General features: G+C 65.2%; 18 protein-coding genes. 7 read left to right on the forward strand and 11 right to left on the reverse strand.

Translation table 11 applies throughout. The features are described from left to right. Window positions 1-62 precede the first annotated feature (62 nt). The gene (locus QXZ85_RS02465) at window positions 63-2,228 is read right to left on the reverse strand and encodes an anthranilate synthase component I (protein WP_315741692.1); all 2,166 of its coding nucleotides are present in this window, start codon (window positions 2,226-2,228) and stop codon (window positions 63-65) included. Between the two features lie 1,263 nt (window positions 2,229-3,491). Here QXZ85_RS02465 and QXZ85_RS02470 point away from each other — a divergent pair. Further along, window positions 3,492-4,685: a tetratricopeptide repeat protein gene (locus QXZ85_RS02470; RefSeq protein WP_315706748.1), complete on the forward strand. Its 1,194-nt coding sequence runs from the start codon at window positions 3,492-3,494 to the stop codon at window positions 4,683-4,685. 58 nt (window positions 4,686-4,743) lie between these two features. On the opposite strand, the gene QXZ85_RS02475 is transcribed toward QXZ85_RS02470, so the two are convergent. Then, on the reverse strand, window positions 4,744-5,796 hold the full coding sequence (locus QXZ85_RS02475) for a hypothetical protein (RefSeq protein WP_315751024.1): 1,053 nt from the start codon (window positions 5,794-5,796) through the stop codon (window positions 4,744-4,746). Window positions 5,797-6,722: 926 nt separating this feature from the next. Here QXZ85_RS02475 and QXZ85_RS02480 point away from each other — a divergent pair. After that, complete coding sequence (locus tag QXZ85_RS02480; RefSeq protein WP_315751020.1) at window positions 6,723-7,976, forward strand: MFS transporter; 1,254 nt, start codon at window positions 6,723-6,725, stop codon at window positions 7,974-7,976. A gap of 189 nt (window positions 7,977-8,165) precedes the next feature. Here QXZ85_RS02480 and QXZ85_RS02485 read toward each other — a convergent pair whose 3' ends face one another. From QXZ85_RS02485 to petA, 4 genes are all read right to left on the reverse strand, one after another. Then, window positions 8,166-8,840, reverse strand: a complete 675-nt coding sequence (locus QXZ85_RS02485; RefSeq protein ID WP_315706751.1) for a dienelactone hydrolase family protein — start codon at window positions 8,838-8,840, stop codon at window positions 8,166-8,168. A 155-nt stretch (window positions 8,841-8,995) separates the two neighbouring features. Then, the gene (locus QXZ85_RS02490) at window positions 8,996-11,194 is read right to left on the reverse strand and encodes a tetratricopeptide repeat protein (protein WP_316173457.1); all 2,199 of its coding nucleotides are present in this window, start codon (window positions 11,192-11,194) and stop codon (window positions 8,996-8,998) included. 158 nt (window positions 11,195-11,352) lie between these two features. Then, the gene (locus QXZ85_RS02495; RefSeq protein WP_315706753.1) at window positions 11,353-13,416 is read right to left on the reverse strand and encodes a cytochrome c1; all 2,064 of its coding nucleotides are present in this window, start codon (window positions 13,414-13,416) and stop codon (window positions 11,353-11,355) included. 65 nt (window positions 13,417-13,481) lie between these two features. After that, window positions 13,482-14,012 (reverse strand): ubiquinol-cytochrome c reductase iron-sulfur subunit, encoded by a 531-nt coding sequence (petA, locus tag QXZ85_RS02500; protein ID WP_315706838.1) that lies wholly within the window; start codon window positions 14,010-14,012, stop codon window positions 13,482-13,484. A gap of 276 nt (window positions 14,013-14,288) precedes the next feature. Here petA and QXZ85_RS02505 point away from each other — a divergent pair, with 276 nt between their 5' ends. From QXZ85_RS02505 to QXZ85_RS02525, 5 genes are all read left to right on the forward strand, one after another. Continuing rightward, complete coding sequence (locus QXZ85_RS02505) at window positions 14,289-14,756, forward strand: tRNA (cytidine(34)-2'-O)-methyltransferase (RefSeq protein WP_315741806.1); 468 nt, start codon at window positions 14,289-14,291, stop codon at window positions 14,754-14,756. A 108-nt stretch (window positions 14,757-14,864) separates the two neighbouring features. Further along, entirely contained in the window at window positions 14,865-15,497 is a 633-nt protein-coding gene (queE, locus tag QXZ85_RS02510) for a 7-carboxy-7-deazaguanine synthase (RefSeq protein WP_316173755.1), read from the forward strand. A gap of 18 nt (window positions 15,498-15,515) precedes the next feature. Next, window positions 15,516-15,884, forward strand: coding sequence for a 6-carboxytetrahydropterin synthase (locus QXZ85_RS02515; protein ID WP_315706754.1), 369 nt, complete (start codon window positions 15,516-15,518; stop codon window positions 15,882-15,884). A 14-nt stretch (window positions 15,885-15,898) separates the two neighbouring features. Next, the gene (gene hemF, locus QXZ85_RS02520; protein WP_315706755.1) at window positions 15,899-16,786 is read left to right on the forward strand and encodes an oxygen-dependent coproporphyrinogen oxidase; all 888 of its coding nucleotides are present in this window, start codon (window positions 15,899-15,901) and stop codon (window positions 16,784-16,786) included. Window positions 16,787-16,791: 5 nt separating this feature from the next. Next, complete coding sequence (locus tag QXZ85_RS02525) at window positions 16,792-17,523, forward strand: HAD family hydrolase (RefSeq protein ID WP_315706756.1); 732 nt, start codon at window positions 16,792-16,794, stop codon at window positions 17,521-17,523. A gap of 137 nt (window positions 17,524-17,660) precedes the next feature. On the opposite strand, the gene QXZ85_RS02530 is transcribed toward QXZ85_RS02525, so the two are convergent. The 5 genes from QXZ85_RS02530 to QXZ85_RS02550 all read right to left on the reverse strand — a co-directional run bounded on the left by QXZ85_RS02530 (window position 17,661) and on the right by QXZ85_RS02550 (window position 21,671). Continuing rightward, window positions 17,661-18,521, reverse strand: a complete 861-nt coding sequence (locus QXZ85_RS02530) for an alpha/beta hydrolase (protein ID WP_315706757.1) — start codon at window positions 18,519-18,521, stop codon at window positions 17,661-17,663. Between the two features lie 360 nt (window positions 18,522-18,881). Next, window positions 18,882-20,135, reverse strand: a complete 1,254-nt coding sequence (locus tag QXZ85_RS02535) for a CCA tRNA nucleotidyltransferase (protein WP_315706758.1) — start codon at window positions 20,133-20,135, stop codon at window positions 18,882-18,884. After that, entirely contained in the window at window positions 20,132-20,395 is a 264-nt protein-coding gene (locus QXZ85_RS02540; protein WP_315706759.1) for a DUF6111 family protein, read from the reverse strand. Before QXZ85_RS02540 ends, QXZ85_RS02535 begins: the two co-directional genes overlap by 4 nt. Then, window positions 20,392-21,051, reverse strand: a complete 660-nt coding sequence (locus QXZ85_RS02545; RefSeq protein ID WP_409977542.1) for a CoA pyrophosphatase — start codon at window positions 21,049-21,051, stop codon at window positions 20,392-20,394. Before QXZ85_RS02545 ends, QXZ85_RS02540 begins: the two co-directional genes overlap by 4 nt. A gap of 8 nt (window positions 21,052-21,059) precedes the next feature. Further along, window positions 21,060-21,671, reverse strand: a complete 612-nt coding sequence (locus tag QXZ85_RS02550) for a DUF1285 domain-containing protein (protein WP_315706761.1) — start codon at window positions 21,669-21,671, stop codon at window positions 21,060-21,062. Window positions 21,672-21,729: the final 58 nt, after the last annotated feature.

Consider the following 21,729-nt stretch of genomic DNA (forward strand, 5'->3'; position numbering starts at 1 on the left):
CAGGGCCGCGAGAGAAGAACTGGATTGCTTCGTCGCTTCGCTCCTCGCAATGACGGCATTGATCAATTCCCCGGCCGATTGAGCCGGAACGCATTCTCCACGATCTTCAAGCCGACCTCGTCGCCGAGCGACATCAGCGATTCCGGGTGGAATTGCACGCCACCGACGGGCAGGCTCTTATGCTCGATCGCCATCGCCACCCCGTCCTCGGTCGAGGCGGTGACGGTGAGGACATCGGGCATGCCCTCGCGCTCGACGAAGAGCGAGTGGTAGCGGCCGATCACGATCTCATTCGGCAGACCCTGCATCAGCCGCCCGCCGCGCACCTGCACCCGCGAGGGCCGGCCGTGCGCGGGCTGGCTGAGCTGACCAAGACGCCCGCCGAAATACTCGCCCATCGCTTGAAGCCCCAGGCAGACGCCGAAGATCGGCAGCTTCCTGTCCAGCGCGGCATCGATGGTCTTGGATATCTTGAAGTCCTCGGGCCGGCCCGGGCCGGGCGACAGCACCACCAGATCCCAGCTCCGCTCCTTCAACATCTTCAGCGCGTGCACATGGCGGACCACGGTGACGCTGGCGCCGACCTGGCGGAAATAGTCGGCCAGCATATGCACGAAGCTGTCGTCATGATCGATCAGCAGCACCTGCTTGCCCGAGCCGGTGGCGTCCGGCGCCGTCGACGACAGCGGCTTGGGCGGGTCGCCGCGCAGCGCCTGGAACAGCGCGGCGGCCTTGACCTGGCATTCGCGATCCTCCGCTGCCGGATCGGAGTCGAACAGGCAGGTAGCGCCGACCCGCACTTCGGCGAGCCCATCCTTCATCCGGATGGTGCGGATGGTCAGCCCGGTGTTGATCGAGCCGTCGAAATTGACCACGCCGATCGCGCCGGCATACCAGCGGCGCGGCGAGCGCTCATGGTCCTCGACGAACTGCATCGCCCACAGCTTCGGCGCACCGGTCACGGTCACCGCCCAGGCATGGGTCAAAAAGGCATCCAGCGCATCGAAGCCCGGCCGCAGCATGCCCTCGACGTGGTCGACGGTGTGGAACAGCTTCGAATAGGTTTCGATCTGCCGCCGCGCCAGCACCTTGATGGTGCCGGGCACGCAGATGCGCGCCTTGTCGTTGCGGTCGACGTCGGTGCACATGTTGAGCTCGAACTCGTCCTTCTCCGAGTTCAGGAGCTGGCGGATCTGCTCGGCATCGCCGATGGCATCGCGGCCGCGGGCGATGGTGCCGGAAATCGGGCAGGTCTCGACCCGGCGGCCGTCGGAGCGCACGAACATTTCCGGCGAGGCCGAGACCAGGAATTCGCCCTGCCCGAGATTCATCAGCGCGCCATAGGGCGACGGGTTGATGCGGCAGAGGCGTTGGAAAACTTCGGCCGGCGAGCGTTCGCAGGGCTCGCCGAACAGCTGGCCCGGCACCGCCTCGAACAGGTCGCCGCGGGCGAACGCTGCGCGGGCCAATTCCACAGTCGCCTGGTATTCGCCGGGCGCGTGGTCGGCAAAGCCCTGGCGCGGCTCCTTCAGGTAGACGCTGGCATCGGTCTCGCGCGGCAGGCCGGCTGTCGACTGGCCGTTCCAGGCGAAGTCGTAAGTGAGGATCACGCCGCGACCGGTGGCGCGGTCGTAGGCCAGGAGGCGATCCGGCACGTAAAGCACGATGTCGCGCTGATCCTGCGCGCGCGGCCGCTTCTGGACGAGGTCCTCGATCTGGAACACGAGATCGTAGGCGAAGGCGCCGAACAGCCCGAGCAGCGGGTCGTCACTGGCGGAGAACGCCGCGATCAGCGCCCGCACCAGCGACATCACGCTGGCGCGGCGGGTGCGCTGGTCTTCCTCGACCGGTGCTGGGCCGCGAACGATATGTCCCGCCAGCCGTGCCGGGGTGTGCTCGGTGATGACGACCGCGGAGTCGCGCAGGGTCGCGCCGAGAAAGGCGATCAGCACCTCGCCGCGGCGGTTCAACGCCTGCAGGGCGAAATTCGTCCCCGTCGTCTCCAGTGCCAGCGGCGGATCGGCAAAGCCGAGGTCGAAACTGTCATACCGCCCGGGGACGGTGGTCCCGGACGACAGCACCACCCCGCGGCGCCGATCCAGCAGGTCGATGAGGTCGTCAAGACGGCTGGCGCCGCCGGAAAACTGTTCGGTGGCGCGCGTGATCGCAAGCCCGCCGCGGGTGCGGTACTCGCTCAAGGCCGGCAGGGAAAAAACGGTCCTGTTCATGGGGGTCCTCTTGGCGTCCTCTTACGAAACTTGCCGAGGGAACGCCACACAGGACAAACGGAAGAGCCGCCGCCGGGTGGCGGCCTCAAGCGATTGAATGTCAGGAAATCGCACCGGCCACCTTGTTACAAGGTGCGCCACCAGAGACGGGCTGGGCGGAGGACGGTGCTCATGGGCGGGACCAGACCATGACAGGGGACGGAGGTCAAGGGCGATCAACCTTAGCAAGCTGCTGCAAGCGCCTGCGCGATACAGCACCCTCTCCCCTTGTGGGAGAGGGCATCTCCGGCCCATCCAGGCACTCGGTTGGGTGAGGGGTCTCTCTCCGCAAACAGCGCTCGCGGAGGCATACCCCTCACCCGACCGAGTTTTCCGATCGGTCCGACATGCCCTCCCCCACAAGGAGAGAGGGCGCATCCGCGGCGATACCGCTGTCTCGAAGGTCGCAAACCATCGTTGGATTCCGCTCCACCATTCGGCCACCGAGATTGCGAGCTGAACTGCTCCCGCAGCCCCTCCTCTGGAAGGTGCTGGCGCTCCACTCCGAGTGGCGCGGCGTAGTGGATCCTCGCTGGAGCCTATCCTCGGCCGAGCTGAAAGCGAGACCCGGGATGATGATGAGCATGGGACATGCAGCAGCATTCTCGCGACACCTGATGCCCGAGTGATGATCATCGACATCGCCCTCTCAAAGGCGAGGGCGCAGGGAAGGCCGGGAGCTCGCCGCCCCCATGGCCCGCCTGCGAAAAAAATGCAGGCGGCAGGTACCACAGGTTCGGCCGAGACATCCCGGCCTTCCCTGCACGATGGTCTGACGGGTTATACGTACTCTCCCCGGGGACCGGGCTTTCTTGCCCCCGTTTGCGACAACGCGCCTTCAGCGCGTTGCGCAGACCTCAGCGTCGGGAGGCCAGGACCGTACGACTTCGCCGTGCGCCTCGGGCTGTTCGTCCGCATGATGAGATCATGCTGCGGCCCAGAGCGCCCACCGCATCCCACCCCGCGTGTCGTGACGATCGCGATACGCCCCTCGTGCCGAGGCGGGACGCGCCGACATAAGCACAATTTCGGAAAACAAGAAACAAGAATATTTTCGCGGCGAAGACTGGACAGCCCAAATCAGCTTGATGCGGCTGATGAATTTGGCGTTTCAGGACATCCAGCCAACACAGATCGCGACTCCTCTTGCCGGCAAGACTTCAGAATTGTGGCTCAGGCCGCGCCCATTGTATTGTTCCGTTGCTGCGGACCTGTGGAGCGCCGGTGAAGTTGCAACAGTTTTCGTTCGCCCTGTTGGGAGCCGCGATCGTTGCAGGAGCGCAAACCGCCCCTGCCGGTGCGCAGACCGAACGACAAATCGCCTGGTGCCTAGCCTCCGCCTTCTCGCCAGATTTGCGGATCGAGGGCTGCACATGGGCGATCCAATCCGGCCGATGGTCCGGAAAGGATCAGACCCAGGGCTATTTCAACCGCGGCAATGCCTACTTCGAGAAGAAGGACTACGATCGGGCCATCGCTGACCTCAGCGAGGCGATCCGGCTCGATCCGGATTTCGCGCCGAGTTTCAACAACCGGGGATTCGCGTATTCTGCTATAGCTGATTACGATCGAGCGATTTCCGACTATGACGAGGCAATCAGGCTAAACCCAAAATATGCCCTTGCTTACTATCACCGTGGCCTCATTTACAATTTCAAGAATGATTACGACCGAGCTATCAGTAACTTCAATCGCACACTTGAGTTAAACCCGCGGCATGCCCAAGCATATCACAGTCGCGGCCTCTCGCACCTCGCCAAAAAAGACTATGATCGCGCAATTGAAGACTTCGGAAAAGCGATCGAGCTTGCCCCTCAGTACGTCAGATCTTACTACGATCGCGCCCTCGCCTATGAAGGCAAGGGAGATGACGATCATGCTCTCGCAGACTTTAGTGAAAGTATCAAACGTGATCCGAGCGACGCGCTGGCCTATCAGCATCGTGGTCTCATCTATCGGCACCAGAACGAGCACGACCGCGCCATAGACGATTTCACAACGGCAATCGGCCTTGATTCCAAATCCACGAAAATCCACTATTATAATCGTAGCCTCGAGTTCTACGAAAAGAAGGATTACGAACGCGCCATCGCGGACCTGAGCGAAGCGATCAAGATCGATCCAAGCTACGTCCGCGCCTACAATGTCCGGGGCGTCGCCTACGACGACAAGGGCGATCATGACCGCGCGATTGCCGACTTCGACGCGGCAATCAGGCTCGATCCAAAATATGTGCAGGCCTACAACAACCGTGGCCTTGCCTTTGAGCATAAGGGAAATCTCGATCGCGCCATCGCTGACTTCGATGAGGCAATCAGACTCGATCCCAATTATGCCGAAGCTCGCGCCAATCGAGAAAAGGCGTCCGAGCACAAGCTGGGAAGCGCCCCGGAAGTCTCAGATCCGACGAGGCGATAGGTCTTGCTCCTGCTGCTGCATCAGGCAAGACCGCAGCCGGATCTGAGGCGCCGTTTGGTCACGTCCCCGGCTTCGTCAGCCCATGCTCCTTGAACTTCAGCTCCGTCGCCTGCACCGCGTTCTCGTAGACTTCGCCGCGCTCGACGAAGTAGTTGAAATAGCCGGCCGGCGTTGCCGGCTGGATCTCGATCAGCTCGACCGGCTTATATTTCGGATCGGTGAGAGCGCCTGAAGCGATCAGGTCGTTGATGCGCTTGAGCGTGTCGACCTCGGCCTTGTAGCCGACCGAGAACCACATCTCGTACGTCCAGTCCTGCACCTCGAACCAGTTGGCCGGCGCCTGTCCCTGCCAGCCATTCGCCAGCGGCCGGACCGCGAAGATGCGCTCGAAGCCGTGCAACTCGGAGACGATGCAGGCGCGATGATAGGCGCCGTCCATCTGTCCGCCTGGCAGGTTCTTGAAGCCGTAAAGCGAAAGCCACAGCGCCGATTTGATCGCCCCAACCGTGATCGGGAGGATCTTGCGTTCCTGCACGACGTCGGACGCATAACGCAGGTCGCGCTTGGCCGCCGAATGCAGCGCCGCGGCGGCGCGCGTGTTGGGAATCGATTTCTGCTCGGGCAACAGCCTGCGCGCGACGTCGTTGCCGTAAAGCAGGCCGACGCCCGACCGCGGATCGTAGGTGTTGAACACCACGCCGGTCGCGCTCTCGTTCAGCACCGTCGCGACATGGGCAAGCTCGTCATCCGAGCGCACCGGCACATATTGCTGCGCCGGAACCAGGCGATCGGCGACCACGTTCAGCAGGCCTTCGCTCCAATCCGGCACCGCCGCCAAGCGGAACAAGGCCTCGGCATAGGCCGGCCTGAAGACGCCGGGATAACCGAACAGAACGGTGCGGGCCTGAGCGACCGGATTGTTCTCGGCCTCGGGCGAGACGAGCAGCGCGCGTAAGTCGTGCCCCTGCAGCCATTCCGCCAGCACCAGGATCTGGCCGGAGGTCGCCGTCACCAGATCCGGCGTCACACCCCAGGCGCGGGCGGTGTCGAGAAAGCCGGCGCCATGTGCATTCAGCCCGCCCAGGCCCGCCAGCGCGAATGCGACGCTCATTCCGCCCCTCCGTTGCCGCGCCAAAAATACTATCTTAGATTGTATTCGCCGTACAAACGAGGCGATTTGGAGCTTCGAGCATAGGATTGGCAGTGCCCACATCCGGCAGGCGCTGAGCGCCCTCCGCCCGAATCAGTCAGGCCGCAGGCTCCGAATCGAATGCAGCACGGCATGCGTCCGATACAGCCATCGGCTGTAGAGAGCGTACGACAACCTCATGTTGCGCGCATGCAACTATGGCCGAGCACACACTGCTAGTTGCTCACGAGATGGCAAACACCGGAAATAGGGAGATATCTGCGCAACACTGTTGCCAATTTGCGATAGGAGCGCAAAGAATAATTAACCATCTTCCGCTACCAAGAATTCATCATGGCCCGCGGCAAACAGCCTCCTGTGTCGCATGCGCTTCAGAAGCAGCAGACGCTGCTCGATTGCTTCCTCGAGGCGCAGGCCAAGCGGCTCGGTCGCCGCCCCGCAGGATCGCGAGCGGGTAAAGGCCAGCCTGGGGACAACGCCTCTACCGGGAATGAACTCCGCAAGATCGCTGGCGAGGAGCCCGCGGAGTGACGTAACGGGCCGCTGACCATTCGCCACGCCCGCGTCGATTCCCGGACTTCCGCACAACGGCGCCAAGAGGGATGCGCACATCGCCATCCTGCGTGGTGCCGGGAGAGGGTCTTATTCCTCTTTCCCGCCGAGCCCCTGTGGGACCTGCCTGTCGCGCATATCTGGCGCCCCCTCCCGGGTCTCCCCCTACCGGGGTAGGTCGCCTACTATTGCAATGCAATATCAACATCGACGCGTCGGTGCTGCTTCACCGCCGGGTGACTGGGAGGATACCCGGCTGTTTCGCGCCGCGACGCCCGCCTTTCTCCGCCCCTGCCTACCTCGACTGCCTTCCACCCAGATCGACACGCTCGGACATGAACCAGATCGCCGATCCCTCGTCCTTTGATCACGCCCCATCGAGTACTGCGGCCGGCTCGAAACATCATCATCCGGGCCTGGTGCTGCTGGCACTCGCGATCGGCGGCTTCGCCATCGGCACCACCGAGTTCGCCGCCATGAGCCTGGTGCCGTATTTCGCGCCCGATCTCGGCATCGGGGCCACCACCGCAGGCCATGTCATCAGCGCCTATGCCCTGGGCGTGGTCGTCGGCGCGCCTGTGATCGCGGTGCTCGCGGCACGGTTGGCACGGCGAACATTGCTCGTGCTGCTGATGCTGCTGTTCGCAATCGGCAACGGGCTCTCCGCGCTTGCACCGACCTATGGTTTCCTGGTGGCTTTCCGCTTTCTGGCCGGTCTGCCGCATGGAGCGTATTTCGGCGTCGCCGCGCTGGTAGCGGCATCGCTGGTCCCGCGCGAACGCCGCAGCCAAGCGGTCTCGCGCGTTCTTGCCGGACTGACGGTCGCGACGATGGTCGGCGTGCCGCTCGCCAATCTGATCGGCCAATTCATCGGCTGGCGCTGGAGCTTCGGCTTCGCCGCGCTCCTCGCCCTGTTGACGGCGACTTTGGTGCGGCTCTACGCGCCCTATGGCGCGCCGCTGAAAGGCGCGAGCCCGCTGCGCGAGCTTGGCGCGCTCAGGCGCGGCCAGGTGTGGCTGACGCTGGCCACCGGCGCGATCGGCTTCGGCGGCATGTTCGCGGTGTACACCTATCTCGCATCGACCTTGCTCGAGGTCACGCACGCGCCGCCGTCCATGATCCCGGTGATGCTGACGGTGTTCGGCTTCGGCATGACGATCGGCAATCTCGCCTGCGCCTGGGCCGCGGATCGCGGCGTCATGCGGGCGGCGGGCGCGACCCTGGTCTGGAGCGCGGCGGCGCTCGCCCTCTATCCGTTCGCGACCGGCAACGTCTGGACGTTGGCGCTCGTCGTGTTCCTGATCGGCTGCGGCGGGGGCCTCGGAACCATCCTGCAGACCCGCTTGATGGATGTCGCGGAGGATGCGCAGACCTTGGCGGCCGCACTCAATCACTCCGCGTTCAACACGGCCAATGCGCTCGGTCCGTGGCTCGCCGGTCTCGCACTCTCAGCAGGCTTCGGCTTCCCCGCGACGGGATGGGTCGGCGCCGCGCTGGCGCTCGCGGGGCTCGTGATCTGGGGCGTGTCGGTCGTGACGGATCGGCCGAGGCGCGCGGAGCAGAGGATGTCGCAATCTCGCGCGGCGTGAAGTAGCTCGCGTCCTTGTGGAGCCAAGAGCTCCCGTCCTCACGAAAGCCGGTGGTTATGGGTCCTCGCTTTCGCGAGGACGACGGCAGAGCATTGGGCTGCGCCATTCGCCACACAATTGGTGTCGTCTCGGCTCAAGGCCGGGACGACAGTTGAAATTGCCACGCCAACTACACAAACCGTGACTGCCTCACCCCAGATGCTTATGGAAGAACGCGGTCGCGCGGCCCCAGGCGAGCTCGGCGGCCTCGCGGTCGTGCACCGAGGCGCGCTGCTCGTTCACGAAGGCATGCTCGGCATCGTAGCGATAGAGCTCGAGAGATTTGCCGGCATCCTTCATCGCCTTCTCGAAGCCGTCGACCAGCGCCGGCGTGCACCAATCGTCCTTGTTGGCGAAATGCGCCTGCAGCGGAATCTTCACGTCGGCGGGCTTGGCCGCCTGCTCCGGCGGGATGCCGTAGAACACGACGCCGGCAGCAAGTTCCGGGATCTTGGTGGCGCCGATGATGGTGACGGCGCCGCCGAGGCAGAAGCCGGTCAATCCCACCTTGGCGCCGGTGCGCGACAGATATTGTGCGGCGCCGCGCACCGTCTGCGTGGTGGCATCCATGAAGTCGAGCGAGTTCATCTCGCGGCCTGCGGCGTCCGTGTCGTGATAGGGCACCACCTTGCCCTTGTAGAGATCGGGAGCCAGCGCATCGAAGCCGGCCAGCGCAAAGCGGTCGCACATGCCCTTGATCTGCTCCTGCAGGCCCCACCATTCCTGGATCACGACCACGCCGGGCGCGTTGCCGCCGGCTGCGTTGGCCAGATAGCCGCTCGCGTCCTTGCCGTCGGGGCGCTTGAAGGTGATGAGGGTGCCCATGGATGTCCTCCGTCGTGAGGTTTGTTGTTCAAGTGGGATTGATGGCCATTGTGGCCGCTGCGCGAAGGTCAGGCAACTGGCCTTCGCCGGATCGTGACCGGCCGCAATAGGTGGCGGGTAGCGGACACATGTGACGGGCCGACAACGGCCGATCATCACGCAGCTGCGATCCTTGCCTTGCGGGCTCTGAGTTCGCCGAGCGCCGTGCGCACCCGCGCGATCACGTCGTCCCAGTCGCGGCTGTCGCTCTGCCGGAACAGGCGCGCGGTCCGATACCAGGGACTGTCGTCCCGGTCGAGCAGCCAGCGCCAATCCGGCGCGTGGGTCAGCATGATCCAGACCGGCTTGCCGAGGGCGCCTGCGAGATGCGCAACGCCGGTGTCGACCGAGATGACCAGGTCGAGCTGGGAGATCAGCGCCGCCGTATCGGCGAAATCCCCCAGCCTGTCGCTGACATCGAGAATTCCGCTCTGCGCCAGCAGCTCCGCCTCGCCGTCGCGCAACTGCTTCTGCAGGCTCACGAAGCTCGCATCGATTCCTGAGAGCGGCAGCAGGTGGCGGAGCTCCATCGATCGTTCGCGATCGCGGACATGGTTGGGATTGCCGGCCCAGGCGAGCCCGATCTTCAGAGGGCGCCCGTTGCCAAGCAGCGTCGCCCACTCCGCCGCGGCATTGTCGGGCGCGCACAGATAAGCTCCGTCGGCCGGGATCGTCTCCAGCCCGGTCCCGAATGCCAGCGGCAGGCTCGGCAGCGGGCAGCGGAGATCGACATCGGGAATCGGATCGCCCTTGGCGATGACCTGGCTGCTGCCCGCAAGCGTCTGCATCAAGCGAGAGAGCGGCCGTTCGACCTCCAGCACGACGTGCGCGCCGCGCGCTGCGACCAGCGGCACGTAGCGGCAGAACTGGACGGAGTCGCCGAACCCCTGCTCGCTGTGCAGCAGGATCGTCTTGCCCGCGAGGTCTTCGCCACGCCATGACGGCTGCGGCAGCGCCCGCGGCGTGAGCCGCGCGACCGGCGCCCGATGGCGCCACTCATAGCCGGCCCATCCGTTGGCGAGGTCGCCGGTGACGAGACTGGCGAGACCCTTCAGGAAGTGCGCGTCGGCGTAATCCGGCCGCAGCGCCAGCGCGCGATCGTAGCTCGCCAGCGCCTCGTCGAAGCGTTTGAGATCGGACAGAATGATGCCGCGATTGGCGTGAGCCTCGGCGTAGTCCGGCCGCGCCGAGATCGCCTGGTCCTGGCTGGCCAGCGCCTCCTCCAGCCGCCGCAGCCTTTGCAGAGTCACGCCGCGGTTGTTGAGAGCGGCCGCATCGTCCGGCTGCATGATGACCGCCTGATCGTGGTCCGCCAGCGCCTCGCCATAGCGCGCGAGATCGTGGAGGACGACGCCGCGATTGGTCAGCGCCTGGACATTGTTCGGTTGCAAGACGAGCGCGCGCTCGAAGCTTTGCAGGGCCTCATCCAGACGCCCCAGCTCGTGCAGCAAGGCGCCGCGATTCACGTAGGCCTCGGCATGGCGGGAATCGAGCGCGATCGCCCGATCGTAGCTCGCCAACGCCTCGTCCGGGCGCTTGAGGTCATGCAGCGTGAGCCCGCGCTCGACCAGCGCGTTCGGATCGTTCGCGCGCAAGGCCAGCGCGGCCTGATGGCTTGCGAGCGCCTCCTCGAGCCGGCCGAGCCGGCGCAGCGCGATCGCGCGGTTGTTGAGTGCATCGACGTGCCTGGGCTGCAGCGCAAGCACGCCATCGTAATCCACCACGGCCTCCTCGAACCGCGCCAGCGCGCTGTGGGCCATGCCGCGATTGACCAGCGCCTCGACAAAAGCGGGGCGAAGCGCAAGCGCTTGGCCATAGCTCTCCAGCGCCTCGGCCTGGCGGCCCAGGGCCTGCAGCACGACGCCACGATTGTTCAGTGCCTCGGGATAGTCGCCCTGCAGCGCCAGCGCGCGGTCGTAATCGGCCAGCGCCTCATCGAGCCGCCCGAGCTCCTGGAGGACGGCGGCGCGGTTGTTGAGCACGCTGACATGATCGGCGCGCAGGGCGAGCGCGCGATCAAAGCTCTCCAGGGCATCCTTAAGCCGCCCCGTCGCCTTCAACAGCGCGCCGCGATTGCTCCAGGCTTCGACGAAGTCGGGCCGCAGCGCCAAAGCACGGTCGTAATGCACAAGCGCCAGCTGGTTGCGGCCGCGCGCCATGTGGATCACGCCCAGCAGGTTGAGGGTGATCGCGGAAGCAGGATCGGCCGACAGGATCTTGAGGCAGGTCTTCTCCGCCTGGCCGAGCTTGCCCGCGGCATAGGCCTTCAGGGCGATATCGAAAACCTGCGAGACGGTAAGGGAGACGGTCTTCATTTCCGATGCGCCGGGCGAGCTGGATCACCCCGCTCTATCTGACTCGCGCGGATTCTGGCTAGCTCCCAAGCCCGCCTGTCGCGGGAGAGGAAATGACGCGACAACAAAAAAGCCCCCGAAGGGGCTTTTTCAGATCGCATCAAGCTCGTCCGATCGCATCAATGCGCGGCGGCCCAGACCCTCTTCTTGGTGAAGTACATCAGGCCGGCGAAGATGATCAGGAACACGAAGACCTGATAGCCGAGCTTCTTGCGCGCTTCCATGTGCGGCTCCGCCGCCCACATCAGGAAGGTCGCGACGTCGTGGGCATATTGCTGCACGGTGGCCGGCGAGCCGTCGTCGAACGTCACCTGGCCGTCGGACAGCGGCGGCGGCATCTTGATCGCGTGCCCCGGGAAGTACTTGTTGTAGTACGAGCCATCGGGAAGCGAGAAGCCGGCCGGCGGATTAGCCTCGAAGCCCTGCAGCAGCGCGTCGATGTAGTTCGGCCCCTGCTCCTGGAACTGGGTGAAGAAGTCGAAGATGAACCAGGGGAAGCCGCGCTCGTAGGAGCGGGCCTTGGCGATCAGCGACAGGTCCGGCGGGGCCGCGCCGCCATTGGCCGCACGCGCCGCCTGCTCGTTCGGGAACGGCGAGGGGAAATAGTCGGCGACCCGGCCCGGACGCTCGAACATGTCGCCGGCGTCGTTGGGGCCGTCCTTGATCTTGTACTCGGCGGCGAAGGCCGCGGCCTGCGCCGCCGTGTAGCCAGGTCCACCGTCCTCAGCCAGATTGCGGAACGCCACATAGGACAGCGAGTGGCAGTTCGAGCAGACTTCCTTGTAGACCTTCAATCCGCGCTGCAGCGCGCCGCGGTCATAGGTCCCGAAAGGACCGGCGAACGACCATTTCAGCGACGGCGGGGTGCCCTCCTCCGCGGCGCGGGCCTGGCCAATCGAGCCCGCGAACAGCGTGGCGGCGACGAACAGCGCGATCACCGTCGAGACCATCGGCACGCGGCCGGACTTGGCCAGCACGTCGTCGGCGATCGAGTTCGGCAGCGGACGCGGCTTCTCGATGCGGGCAAGCAGCGGCAGCACGATCAGGAAGTAGGCGAAGTACAGGAAGGTGAGGATGCGGCCGGCGATCACATAGATGCCCTCCGGCGGCTGGGCGCCGAGATAGCCGAGCAGCACGCACACGATCACGAAGATCCAGAAGAACTGCTTGCCCAGCGGCCGGTACTTGTTGGAGCGGGTCTTGGCGGAATCGAGCCAGGGCAGGAACACCAGCACGATGATCGCCGAGAACATCGCGATGACGCCAGCCAGCTTGTTCGGGATCGAGCGCAGGATCGCGTAGAACGGCAGGTAATACCATTCGGGCACGATGTGGGCCGGCGTCACGCCCGGATTGGCCGGGATGTAGTTGTCGGCGTCGCCGAGATAGTTCGGCATGTAGAAGATGAACCAGGAATAGAAGATCAGGAAGCAGGCGACGCCGAAGAAGTCCTTGATCGTCGCATAGGGCGTGAACGGCACCATGTCCTTCTCGGTCTTCGGCTCGACGCCGGCCGGGTTGTTCTGGCCGACCACGTGCAGCGCCCAGACGTGCAGCACCACGACGCCGGCGATCAGGAACGGCAACAGGTAGTGCAGCGAGAAGAAGCGGTTCAGCGTCGGGTTGCCGACCGAATAGCCACCCCACAGCAGGGTCACGATGCTCTCGCCGAAATAGGGCACGGCCGAAAACAGATTGGTGATGACGGTGGCGCCCCAGAAGCTCATCTGGCCCCACGGCAGCACGTAGCCCATGAAGCCGGTCGCCATCATCAGGAGGTAGATGATGACGCCGAGGATCCACAACACTTCGCGCGGCGCCTTGTACGACCCGTAATAGAGGCCGCGGAACATGTGGATGTAGACGGCGAAGAAGAACATCGAGGCGCCGGCTGCGTGCATGTTGCGCAGCAGCCAGCCGTAGTTCACGTCGCGCACGATCAGTTCGACCGAGCGGAAGGCGAGATCGGCGTTCGGCGTGTAGTGCATCGCCAGGATCACGCCGGTGACGATCTGCAGACCCAGCATCACCGAGAGGATCGCGCCGAACGTCCACCAGTAGTTCAGGTTGCGCGGCGTCGGATAGGCGATGAAGGATGAGTGGACCAGGCTGATGATGGGAAGTCGCTGTTCCAGCCATTTCACGGCAGGATGGCTCGGCTGGTAGTCGGAAGGTCCACTCATGATGCGTTCCTGAAGAAATATTATCTTGGCATGATCAGCGCTGGGCCGCTCGGGCAAACGCCCGATCAGCCGATCTGGATCTTGGTGTCGGAAACGAACTGGTAGGGCGGAACGGGCAGGTTCGCCGGGGCCGGCCCCTGGCGGATGCGGCCGGAGGCGTCGTACTGGGAGCCATGGCAGGGGCAGAAGAAGCCGTCGTAATTGCCCTCATGCGCGATCGGAATGCAGCCGAGATGGGTGCAGATGCCGATCACGACCAGCCACTGCTCGTGGCCCGCCTTGGTGCGGGACTGGTCGGTGGCGGGATCGGGCAGGCTCGACAGCGGCACCGCTTGCACCTCCTCCACCTGCTTCTTGGTGCGGTGGGAGATGTAGATCGGCTTGCCGCGCCAGAACACCTTGATGTCCTGACCTTCGGCGATCGGGGCGAGATCCACCTCGATCGGGGCACCGGCGGCGATGGTCGAGGCATCGGGGTTCATCTGGGCAATAAAAGGCCAGAGCGTGGCCACTCCCCCGACGGCGGCCACCGCTCCGGTGGCGACGAACAGGAAGTCCCGGCGTGTCGGGTGATCCACAGTAGACGCTGTCACGATTCCAACCCTTTCTTATCGTTGCAGCCGGAGGAACCGCCCCGTTCGACGTCCACCACGTGACCGGGAGATGCCTGCCGGCGCCCGCGACCCCCGCGGCGGCAGAAATGGGCGCGCTCCACCGCCCCTGGTGGAACACCCCGTCCAGAATCGATCTATTGGCACCCTTGCGATACGAGCGCAAGCCCGCTATCGGCCGGTTCGTGCGCCATGCACCACATCCGCTGGGACAAGCGGATTTTCGGCACCATTTTCCTTAAAGCCCTGAGACTCGTTTGCATGCAGATCGCGCTCTACCAGCCGGACATTCCGCAGAACACGGGCACGATTCTGCGGCTGTGCGCCTGCCTCGGTGTGGCCGCACATATCATCGAACCGGCCGGATTTCCGGTCTCCGACCGGCTTTTCCGCCGCGCGGGAATGGACTATCTGGACCGCGTGACGTGGCTGCGACACGACTCGTGGGCGGCTTTCGACGCCTGGCGGGCCGAGAGCGGTCATCGCCTGCTGCTGTTCACGACCAAGGGTGCAACCTCCTACCTGGATTTCGCCTATCGGCCGAACGATATCCTGCTGTTCGGACGCGAAAGCGCCGGTGTTCCGGAAGCGGTCAGCGAGGCGGCGGACGCGCGGCTCCTGATCCCGCTGCAGCCGGGATTGCGCTCGCTCAATGTGGCCATGGCCGCTGCCATGGCAATCGGCGAGGCGCTGCGGCAGACGAGGCACGGGGCGGGCGCCGAGTCGTGACCGGCCCGCGCTGAGCATTGTCGCAGGCGATTGCCAAGCTCCCTCTTCCCGCACGCGGGCAGAGGTGACAACCACATGGCGCTGGAAGCTCGAGGAGACCTGACGACGGTGAGCTACGCGGTGAAAGAAATCTTCATGACCCTGCAGGGCGAAGGCGCCCATGCCGGCCGCGCCGCCGTGTTTTGCCGTTTTGCCGGTTGCAACCTGTGGAGCGGCCGCGAGCAGGACCGCACCGACGCCATCTGCCGGTTCTGCGACACCGATTTCGTCGGCACCGACGGCACGCTGGGCGGGCGCTATGCCCCGGCCGAGGAGCTCGCCGATACCATCGCGGGGCAATGGACAGGGGGCGAGGCCAACCGCTATACGATCCTGACCGGCGGCGAGCCGCTGCTGCAGGTCGATGCGGCGCTGATCGAGGCCCTGCACGCGCGCGGTTTTGCGGTCGGACTCGAGACCAACGGCACGCTGCTTCCGCCCGAGGGCATCGACTGGATCTGCGTCAGCCCCAAGGCCGGCGCCGAGCTGAAGCTCCGTCACGGCCACGAATTGAAGCTGGTGTATCCGCAAGCGGGCGCACGGCCTGAGGACTTCGAGACGCTGGCCTTCGAGCGCTTTTCGCTGCAGCCGATGGACGGGCCTGAGGCGGCCGAGAACACCGCGCGCGCAACCGAATACTGCCTGACGCATCCGCAGTGGCGGCTCAGCCTGCAGACGCACAAGATGATCGGGATCAGATAGAGGATTTAGACCTTCACGATGTGGGAATTGACCAAATCGTTCACCTTCGAGGCCGCGCACACGCTGCCGATCACCACGCTCGGCGAAGCGAGCCAGGAGATCCACGGCCATTCCTTTCGCGTCGAGGTGACCGTACGCGGCAACACGACCAATCCGGACACCGGCATGGTGGTCGATTTCGGCGTACTGACGCAGAGCCTTGCCGAGATCCAGAAGATGCTCGACCACAAGTTCCTCAACAAGATCGAGGCGATCGGGCTGCCGACGCTCGAGAACCTGTCGCGTTTCATCTACGAACGGGTCCAGCATATTGGAGAGGTCACCAAGGTCAGCGTCCATCGTGACAGCTGCCACGAGACCTGCACCTATTTCGGACCGCAATCGTAGACCGGGGACAGCCGATGGATACAGCCGCAATCGAGGATCACAAGGCACGCGCGCGGGCCTGGTTCGAGCGTCTGCGCGACGACATCTGTGCCGCCTTCGAACGGCTTGAGGACGAGGCGCCGGCGGAGCTTTATCCCGGTAGTCCCGGCCGTTTCGTGCGCACGCCGTGGGAGCGCACCGACCATTCCGGCGCCAAGGGCGGCGGCGGCGTGATGGGCATCATGCATGGCCGGCTGTTCGAGAAGGTCGGCGTGCACTGCTCGACCGTGCACGGCGAATTCGCCCCCGAATTCCGCAGCCAGATTCCCGGCGCATCCGAAGACCCGCGGTTCTGGGCATCCGGCATCTCGCTGATCGCGCATATGTGGAATCCGAATGTGCCGGCGGTGCACATGAACACCCGCTTCGTCGTGACCACGAAGGCATGGTTCGGCGGTGGGGCCGACCTCACGCCCGTGCTCGACCGGCGGCGCAATCAGGACGATCCTGATACGATCGCCTTCCATGCGGCGATGAAACGGGCCTGCGATGCGCATCACGCAGTGGCGCCTTACGACAAATACAAGAAGTGGTGCGACGAGTATTTCTATCTGCCGCACCGGAAGGAGCCGCGCGGCATCGGCGGCATCTTTTACGACCACCACGATTCCGGCGACTGGGAGGCGGATTTCGCCTTTACCCAGGATGTCGGCCGCGCGTTCCTTGCTGTCTATCCCGACCTGGTCCGGCGCAATTTCGGGGCGCCCTGGACGGAGGCCGATCGCGAGGAGCAGCTGATCCGCCGCGGCCGCTACGTCGAGTTCAACCTGCTCTATGATCGCGGCACCACCTTCGGGCTCAAGACCGGCGGCAATGTCGAGTCCATCCTGTCGTCGATGCCGCCCGCGGTGAAATGGCCCTGAGCCCGATGATCCCTGCCCTGCCCCGCGCCATGCTGATCGACATGGATGACACCATCCTGTCGGCTTATGGCAAGCCCGAGCTCGCCTGGACCATCATCGCCACCGAGTTTGCCGGCGAGATCGCGCCCTACGAGCCGCAGGTCGTCGCGGCGGCCATCACCGGTGCCGCGCGCCAATTCTGGTCGAATGCCGGCGCCGAGTGGCGGCTGAAGCTGATCGAGGCGCGGCAGCTCGTGGTGAAGGGCGGCTTTGCCGCGCTGGCCGCATCCAGCGGTCGCGTGTTGCCAGATGACCTCGCCGTGCGCATCGGCGACCGCTTCACGGCCTATCGCGAGGAGCAGATGTTCGTGTTCCCCGGCGCGCATGAGGCGATCGACGAGTTGAAGGCGCGCGGCGTCAGGCTGGCGCTGGTGACGAACGGCGCCGCCGACATGCAGCGCGCCAAGATCGAACGCTTTGCGCTGGCGCACCGTTTCGACCACATCCAGATCGAAGGCGAGCATGGCTTCGGCAAGCCGGAGGAGCGCGCCTATCGGCATGCGATGGAGGCGCTCGGCGTTGCGCCGCAGGACACCTGGATGGTCGGCGACAATCTGGAATGGGAGATCACAGCTCCCCAGAAGCTCGGCATCTACGCGATCTGGATCGACGTCCACGGCGACGGCCTCCCGGAAGGCTCCGATGTCAAACCCGACCGCATCATCCGCTCACTGACCGAACTGGTGCCGGACGCCTGAACGAACGACCCGGCCACCTTTGGAGCGCCCAGCGCGCCGCAACCTGTCGAAGCCAAGCCCTCCTGGTGGTCGCGCGTCCAGAACTGGGACCGCCGCCTCTCAGTCGCCAAGGGCACCCCGGTCCGGACCGCGGCGAACTAGCGTTCCGGCGCGTGATGCGTGCGACCGATCCGCGCGATGTCCTCTGCCAGACGCTGAGCATGCGTCACCATCACGCCGTGGGCGACGTCCGGGTAGACGATCAGTTCGGCGCCAGGGATGAGCTCGGCATAACGGCGCGCCGTCAGCTCGAGCGGCGCCGAGGCGTCCCGGTCGCCGTGGATCATTGTAACCGGCAGATCAAGTGCCGCCACCTCGGCCCTCAGATCGGCATTGACGATCTCGCGCTGAAAGCCGAGCGCCGAACGGCGCGAGGTATTCATGATCATCGCCGCGATCCAATCCAGTGTGCGGCGGGTGGCTCCGGGGGCAAAGGGCTCGGCATTGGCATCGATCCAGCCCGGCAGATCGGTCGCGAGCTGATGTGCGATGGCGTCGACGACGTCATCGGGAAAGCCGAGCGGATTATCCGGCTGGCGCCGCATGCACGGCCCCGTGGCTCCGACCAGCACCAATCGCGCCAGACGCTGCCGGCCATGGCGCGTCGCGTAGCGGATCGCCTCGCCCGCCGCGCCGGAGTGCGCGACGAGCACGACATCACGCAGCTCGCGACAGCTCAGCACGCAGGCAAGATCATCGGCCAGCGCATCGTAGGTGTAGTTGCCGGGATCGGTGGAGCGGCCGTGACCGCGACGATCATAGGCGAGGGTGCGAAAGCCGCGATCGTTCAAGACCGTCATCGTCGCGCCCCAGATGGAGCTTTCGGTGGCCCAGCCGCCAAGCAGCACCACTGGAGGCCCTGAACCCCAATCACGAACATAGAGGTGATGGCCGCGGTCGGTCGCAACGATGTCTGCGCAGGGCAGCGGCTGTGGGTTGGTGGCAATGGTGTCGGGCATGTGCGTCACTCCTGGAGCGGTCGCAGGAGTTTGCTCCGGCGTCGGCCCCCAACGCGATTACGTCGCGGGTAAACGGGGCTGGACCTTCGACGCGCAACCACCGACCAAGCCGCGGCTGATCGCGTTCGTGTTCTATTGACATCCGCAGGACACGCTTCCTCAACCAGCCGCGCCGGTTACAGGGCGCGCTACGGCAGGAGATCCTGCCGTAACTGATCGGCAACTTGCTCAAGCTTTAGTCGAATGCGGCCTCCGGGGAGGACGCCAGCCCGGTGTGCGCAGCTTCGAGCGATCGGATGATGTCCTTCCAGACGCGGTCGCAATGCAGTTCGATCTCACAGGCGCCGCGTCGGCAGGCGTTCACGACCGCCCGTCGCGGTGGATGCGTGCTGCAGCCTGGTCGGCGATCGCGTGCAGGCGCGGCGCATCGAGCGGAAAATCCGCGGCGAGCCAAGCATCCTCGGCCAGCGTCAGCACGTGACCGAGCAGCGGGCCTTCGGCGATGCCGCGGGCGATGAAGTCGGCGGCTTTGAGCGGAAATTTCGGCGGCGAGAACCGCTGCGGCAGAAGCGCGAGATCGCGCCAGCGTGGCGCGTCGCGGTCGCGCCCGGCCCGCGCCCAGCCAAGCAGCAGCCGGTCGCGATAATTGGTCTCGCCGAGCCGATAGAGCAGCCGCCGCGCCCGCGCCTCGTCGGCCGAGGCGAGCCGCCACCAGCGATGTCCCATCGAATCCAGCGCCTTGGTCTCGGCATTGGAGAGCTTCAGCCGCGTGCCGAGGCGGCGCGCGTCCTCCGTGACGGCGACCGCGAGCGCGGCGAGCCGGCGGATCGGGTTCGGCGAAAGGCCAAGCTCGCGCTCCGCGGCGACCATTGCGGCGAACGGACCGAGATAGGCGACGCCGCCGAGGATCGAGGTCAAGAGGCCGGCATCCACCATCGCGGTCAGCGCGCCGGCCGCGCCGTCGGCGACCAGAAGCTTCAGCATCTCCATGCGCACTCGCTCGGCCGATAGCGTGACCAGGCCGGCACGGGCGGCAATACAGGCGAGATAGCCCTCGCGGTCGGGCTCGCCATGGCCGAAGGCGGCATGGATGCGGAAGAAGCGCAGGATGCGCAAATAGTCCTCGGCGATGCGCTGGGCCGGATCGCCGATGAAGCGAACCCTGCGCACGGCGATGTCGGCGAGACCGCCGACATAATCGTGCACAAGGCCGTCGGCGGTCACCGACAGCGCGTTCATGGTGAAATCGCGCCGATGCGCGTCGCCGACCCAGTCGCGGCCGAACTCGACCTTGGCCTTGCGACCGAAGGTCTCCGTGTCCAGGCGCAAGGTCGTCACCTCGAACGGATGGCCCTCGAGCACCAGCGTCACCGTGCCGTGGTCGATGCCGGTCGGCACGCTCTTGATCGCGGCGACCTTCGCGCGACGGACCACCTCGGCCGGAAGCGCCGTGGTGGCGATGTCGACGTCGCCGATGGGAATGCCGAGCAGCGCGTTGCGCACGGCGCCGCCGACCACGCGCGCCTCCTCGCCGTCGCAGTTCAGGAGCGCCAGCACGCGGGCAGCCGGACCGGATCTGAGCCAGGGCGCATCCAGCATCTGCGCGTCGGTCATCGCTCAACTCCGGGAACGAGTTTGCCGTGCTCGATATGCGCCGGCGTGTAGGTGGAGTTCGGCGGCGCGCCGGAGAACTGAGCGAGCAAAACGAGGCTCACGATCACCAGCACGAGCGCTGCCACCGTGAGCTTCGCGATCAGGGCGAGCGGCCAGGCGGCCGGCACGAACAAGCCGGAGCGGGTCGCCAACAGAAACAGCGCGTAGACGGCAAAAGGAATGAGGAAGATCCCGATTTCCGTCAGAATGGATCGGATCATGAGAGATAGATCCGCTCATACAACAGCCGCAGGATCCCGGCCGTCGCGCCCCAGATATAGCGCTCGGCAAACGGCATTGCGTAATAGGTCCGCTCCATGCCGCGGAATTCCTTCGCATGCAGCTGATGATTGGCAGGGTTCATGAGGAACGACAGCGGCACCTCGAAGGCGTCGTCGACCTCGCCCTGGTTGATCTTGAGCGCAAATCCGGGCCGCACCCGCGCCAAAGTCGGCAGGATACGGAAGCCGAAAGCGGTGCCGTAGACATCGAGATAGCCGATCGGATCGACGAAGCCGCGGTCGAGCCCGACCTCCTCCTCGGCCTCGCGCAAGGCGGCATCGAGCGGCGAGGCGTCGGTCACGTCGATCTTGCCGCCGGGAAAGGCGATCTGCCCGGCATGGTTGGACAGATGCGCGGAGCGCTGGGTCAGGAGCACGGTCGGCTCGGGATGCTCGACCACCGGAATCAGCACGGCGGCGGGACGAATCGGCTGCTCGCGCGCGATGATCTCGAGCATGCGATCGGTGCCGGAATCCCCGCTCTCGGGAATGATGTTCGGATCAAGCAGCGCGGGCGGCACATCGAACCGCAGTCGCTGCCGGCCACGCTCAAAAAAATCGGCTGAGCTGAGCACGGCCGCCCCATTCCTCACCATGGCCTCGGTCAACCTGCGGCCCTCACCTCTTCCGCATCCGCCATCGGGAAGAAGTCGCCGCCCGACTCCAACCCAAACACCGCCCGACCATCGATCATCCGCTCCTCACCCATGTCAACCAGCTCATAGTAGAGCGGCCGCGTGACTTTGGCCCAGAGCCCGGCGCGAACGTGCAGATAGGGGGTGAGCCCGCCGCCCTCGCCCGGCTCGAACCGCAGGCGATGCGCCGCATCGCAGGCCACCCAATCATCAACATTGGTGCGAAAATGCAGCAGCCGGCCGCCTTGGCCTGGTTCGACCCGCATTTCTACGGCCATGAAGGGCGCATCGTCGACGCGGATGCCGACCTTCTCCACCGGCGTGACAAGGAAATATTTGTCGCCCTCGCGCTTGAGAATTGTCGAAAACAGGCGCACCAGCGCAGGCCGGCCGATCGGCGTGCCCATATAGCTCCAGCTACCGTCCGAGCCGATTCGGATGTCGAGATCGCCGCAAAATGGCGGATTCCACAGATGCACCGGCGGCAGCTTTCCGGAGGCGCTCGCCGTGCTGGCGGCGGCGGTCAGACGATCGAGGCCTGGACCGGTCCCGGCATCCGTGCTCTGCCCTTGGTTCGCCATTGTTTCCTCTGAGGTTGCGCTATCGGCCTTGGCACGATTGGTGCAGATTATCTTGGTG

This window comes from Bradyrhizobium sp. SZCCHNGR1005, from assembly GCF_032489995.1.
GTDB lineage: Bacteria > Pseudomonadota > Alphaproteobacteria > Rhizobiales > Xanthobacteraceae > Bradyrhizobium.

Bases quoted from the DNA above. Each gene is read 5' to 3' on its own strand.
- QXZ85_RS02550 (WP_315706761.1), bottom strand. From the start codon at position 21,671: ATGGCGAACCAAGGGCAGAGCACGGATGCCGGGACCGGTCCAGGCCTC.
- QXZ85_RS02475 (WP_315751024.1), bottom strand. From the start codon at position 5,796: ATGAGCGTCGCATTCGCGCTGGCGGGCCTGGGCGGGCTGAATGCACAT.
- QXZ85_RS02535 (WP_315706758.1), bottom strand. From the start codon at position 20,135: ATGACCGACGCGCAGATGCTGGATGCGCCCTGGCTCAGATCCGGTCCG.
- QXZ85_RS02515 (WP_315706754.1), top strand. From the start codon at position 15,516: ATGTGGGAATTGACCAAATCGTTCACCTTCGAGGCCGCGCACACGCTG.
- QXZ85_RS02465 (WP_315741692.1), bottom strand. From the start codon at position 2,228: ATGAACAGGACCGTTTTTTCCCTGCCGGCCTTGAGCGAGTACCGCACC.
- QXZ85_RS02540 (WP_315706759.1), bottom strand. From the start codon at position 20,395: ATGATCCGATCCATTCTGACGGAAATCGGGATCTTCCTCATTCCTTTT.
- QXZ85_RS02545 (WP_409977542.1), bottom strand. From the start codon at position 21,051: ATGGTGAGGAATGGGGCGGCCGTGCTCAGCTCAGCCGATTTTTTTGAG.
- hemF (WP_315706755.1), top strand. From the start codon at position 15,899: ATGGATACAGCCGCAATCGAGGATCACAAGGCACGCGCGCGGGCCTGG.
- QXZ85_RS02525 (WP_315706756.1), top strand. From the start codon at position 16,792: ATGATCCCTGCCCTGCCCCGCGCCATGCTGATCGACATGGATGACACC.
- QXZ85_RS02485 (WP_315706751.1), bottom strand. From the start codon at position 8,840: ATGGGCACCCTCATCACCTTCAAGCGCCCCGACGGCAAGGACGCGAGC.
- QXZ85_RS02480 (WP_315751020.1), top strand. From the start codon at position 6,723: ATGAACCAGATCGCCGATCCCTCGTCCTTTGATCACGCCCCATCGAGT.
- QXZ85_RS02495 (WP_315706753.1), bottom strand. From the start codon at position 13,416: ATGAGTGGACCTTCCGACTACCAGCCGAGCCATCCTGCCGTGAAATGG.
- QXZ85_RS02530 (WP_315706757.1), bottom strand. From the start codon at position 18,521: ATGCCCGACACCATTGCCACCAACCCACAGCCGCTGCCCTGCGCAGAC.
- QXZ85_RS02490 (WP_316173457.1), bottom strand. From the start codon at position 11,194: ATGAAGACCGTCTCCCTTACCGTCTCGCAGGTTTTCGATATCGCCCTG.
- QXZ85_RS02505 (WP_315741806.1), top strand. From the start codon at position 14,289: ATGCAGATCGCGCTCTACCAGCCGGACATTCCGCAGAACACGGGCACG.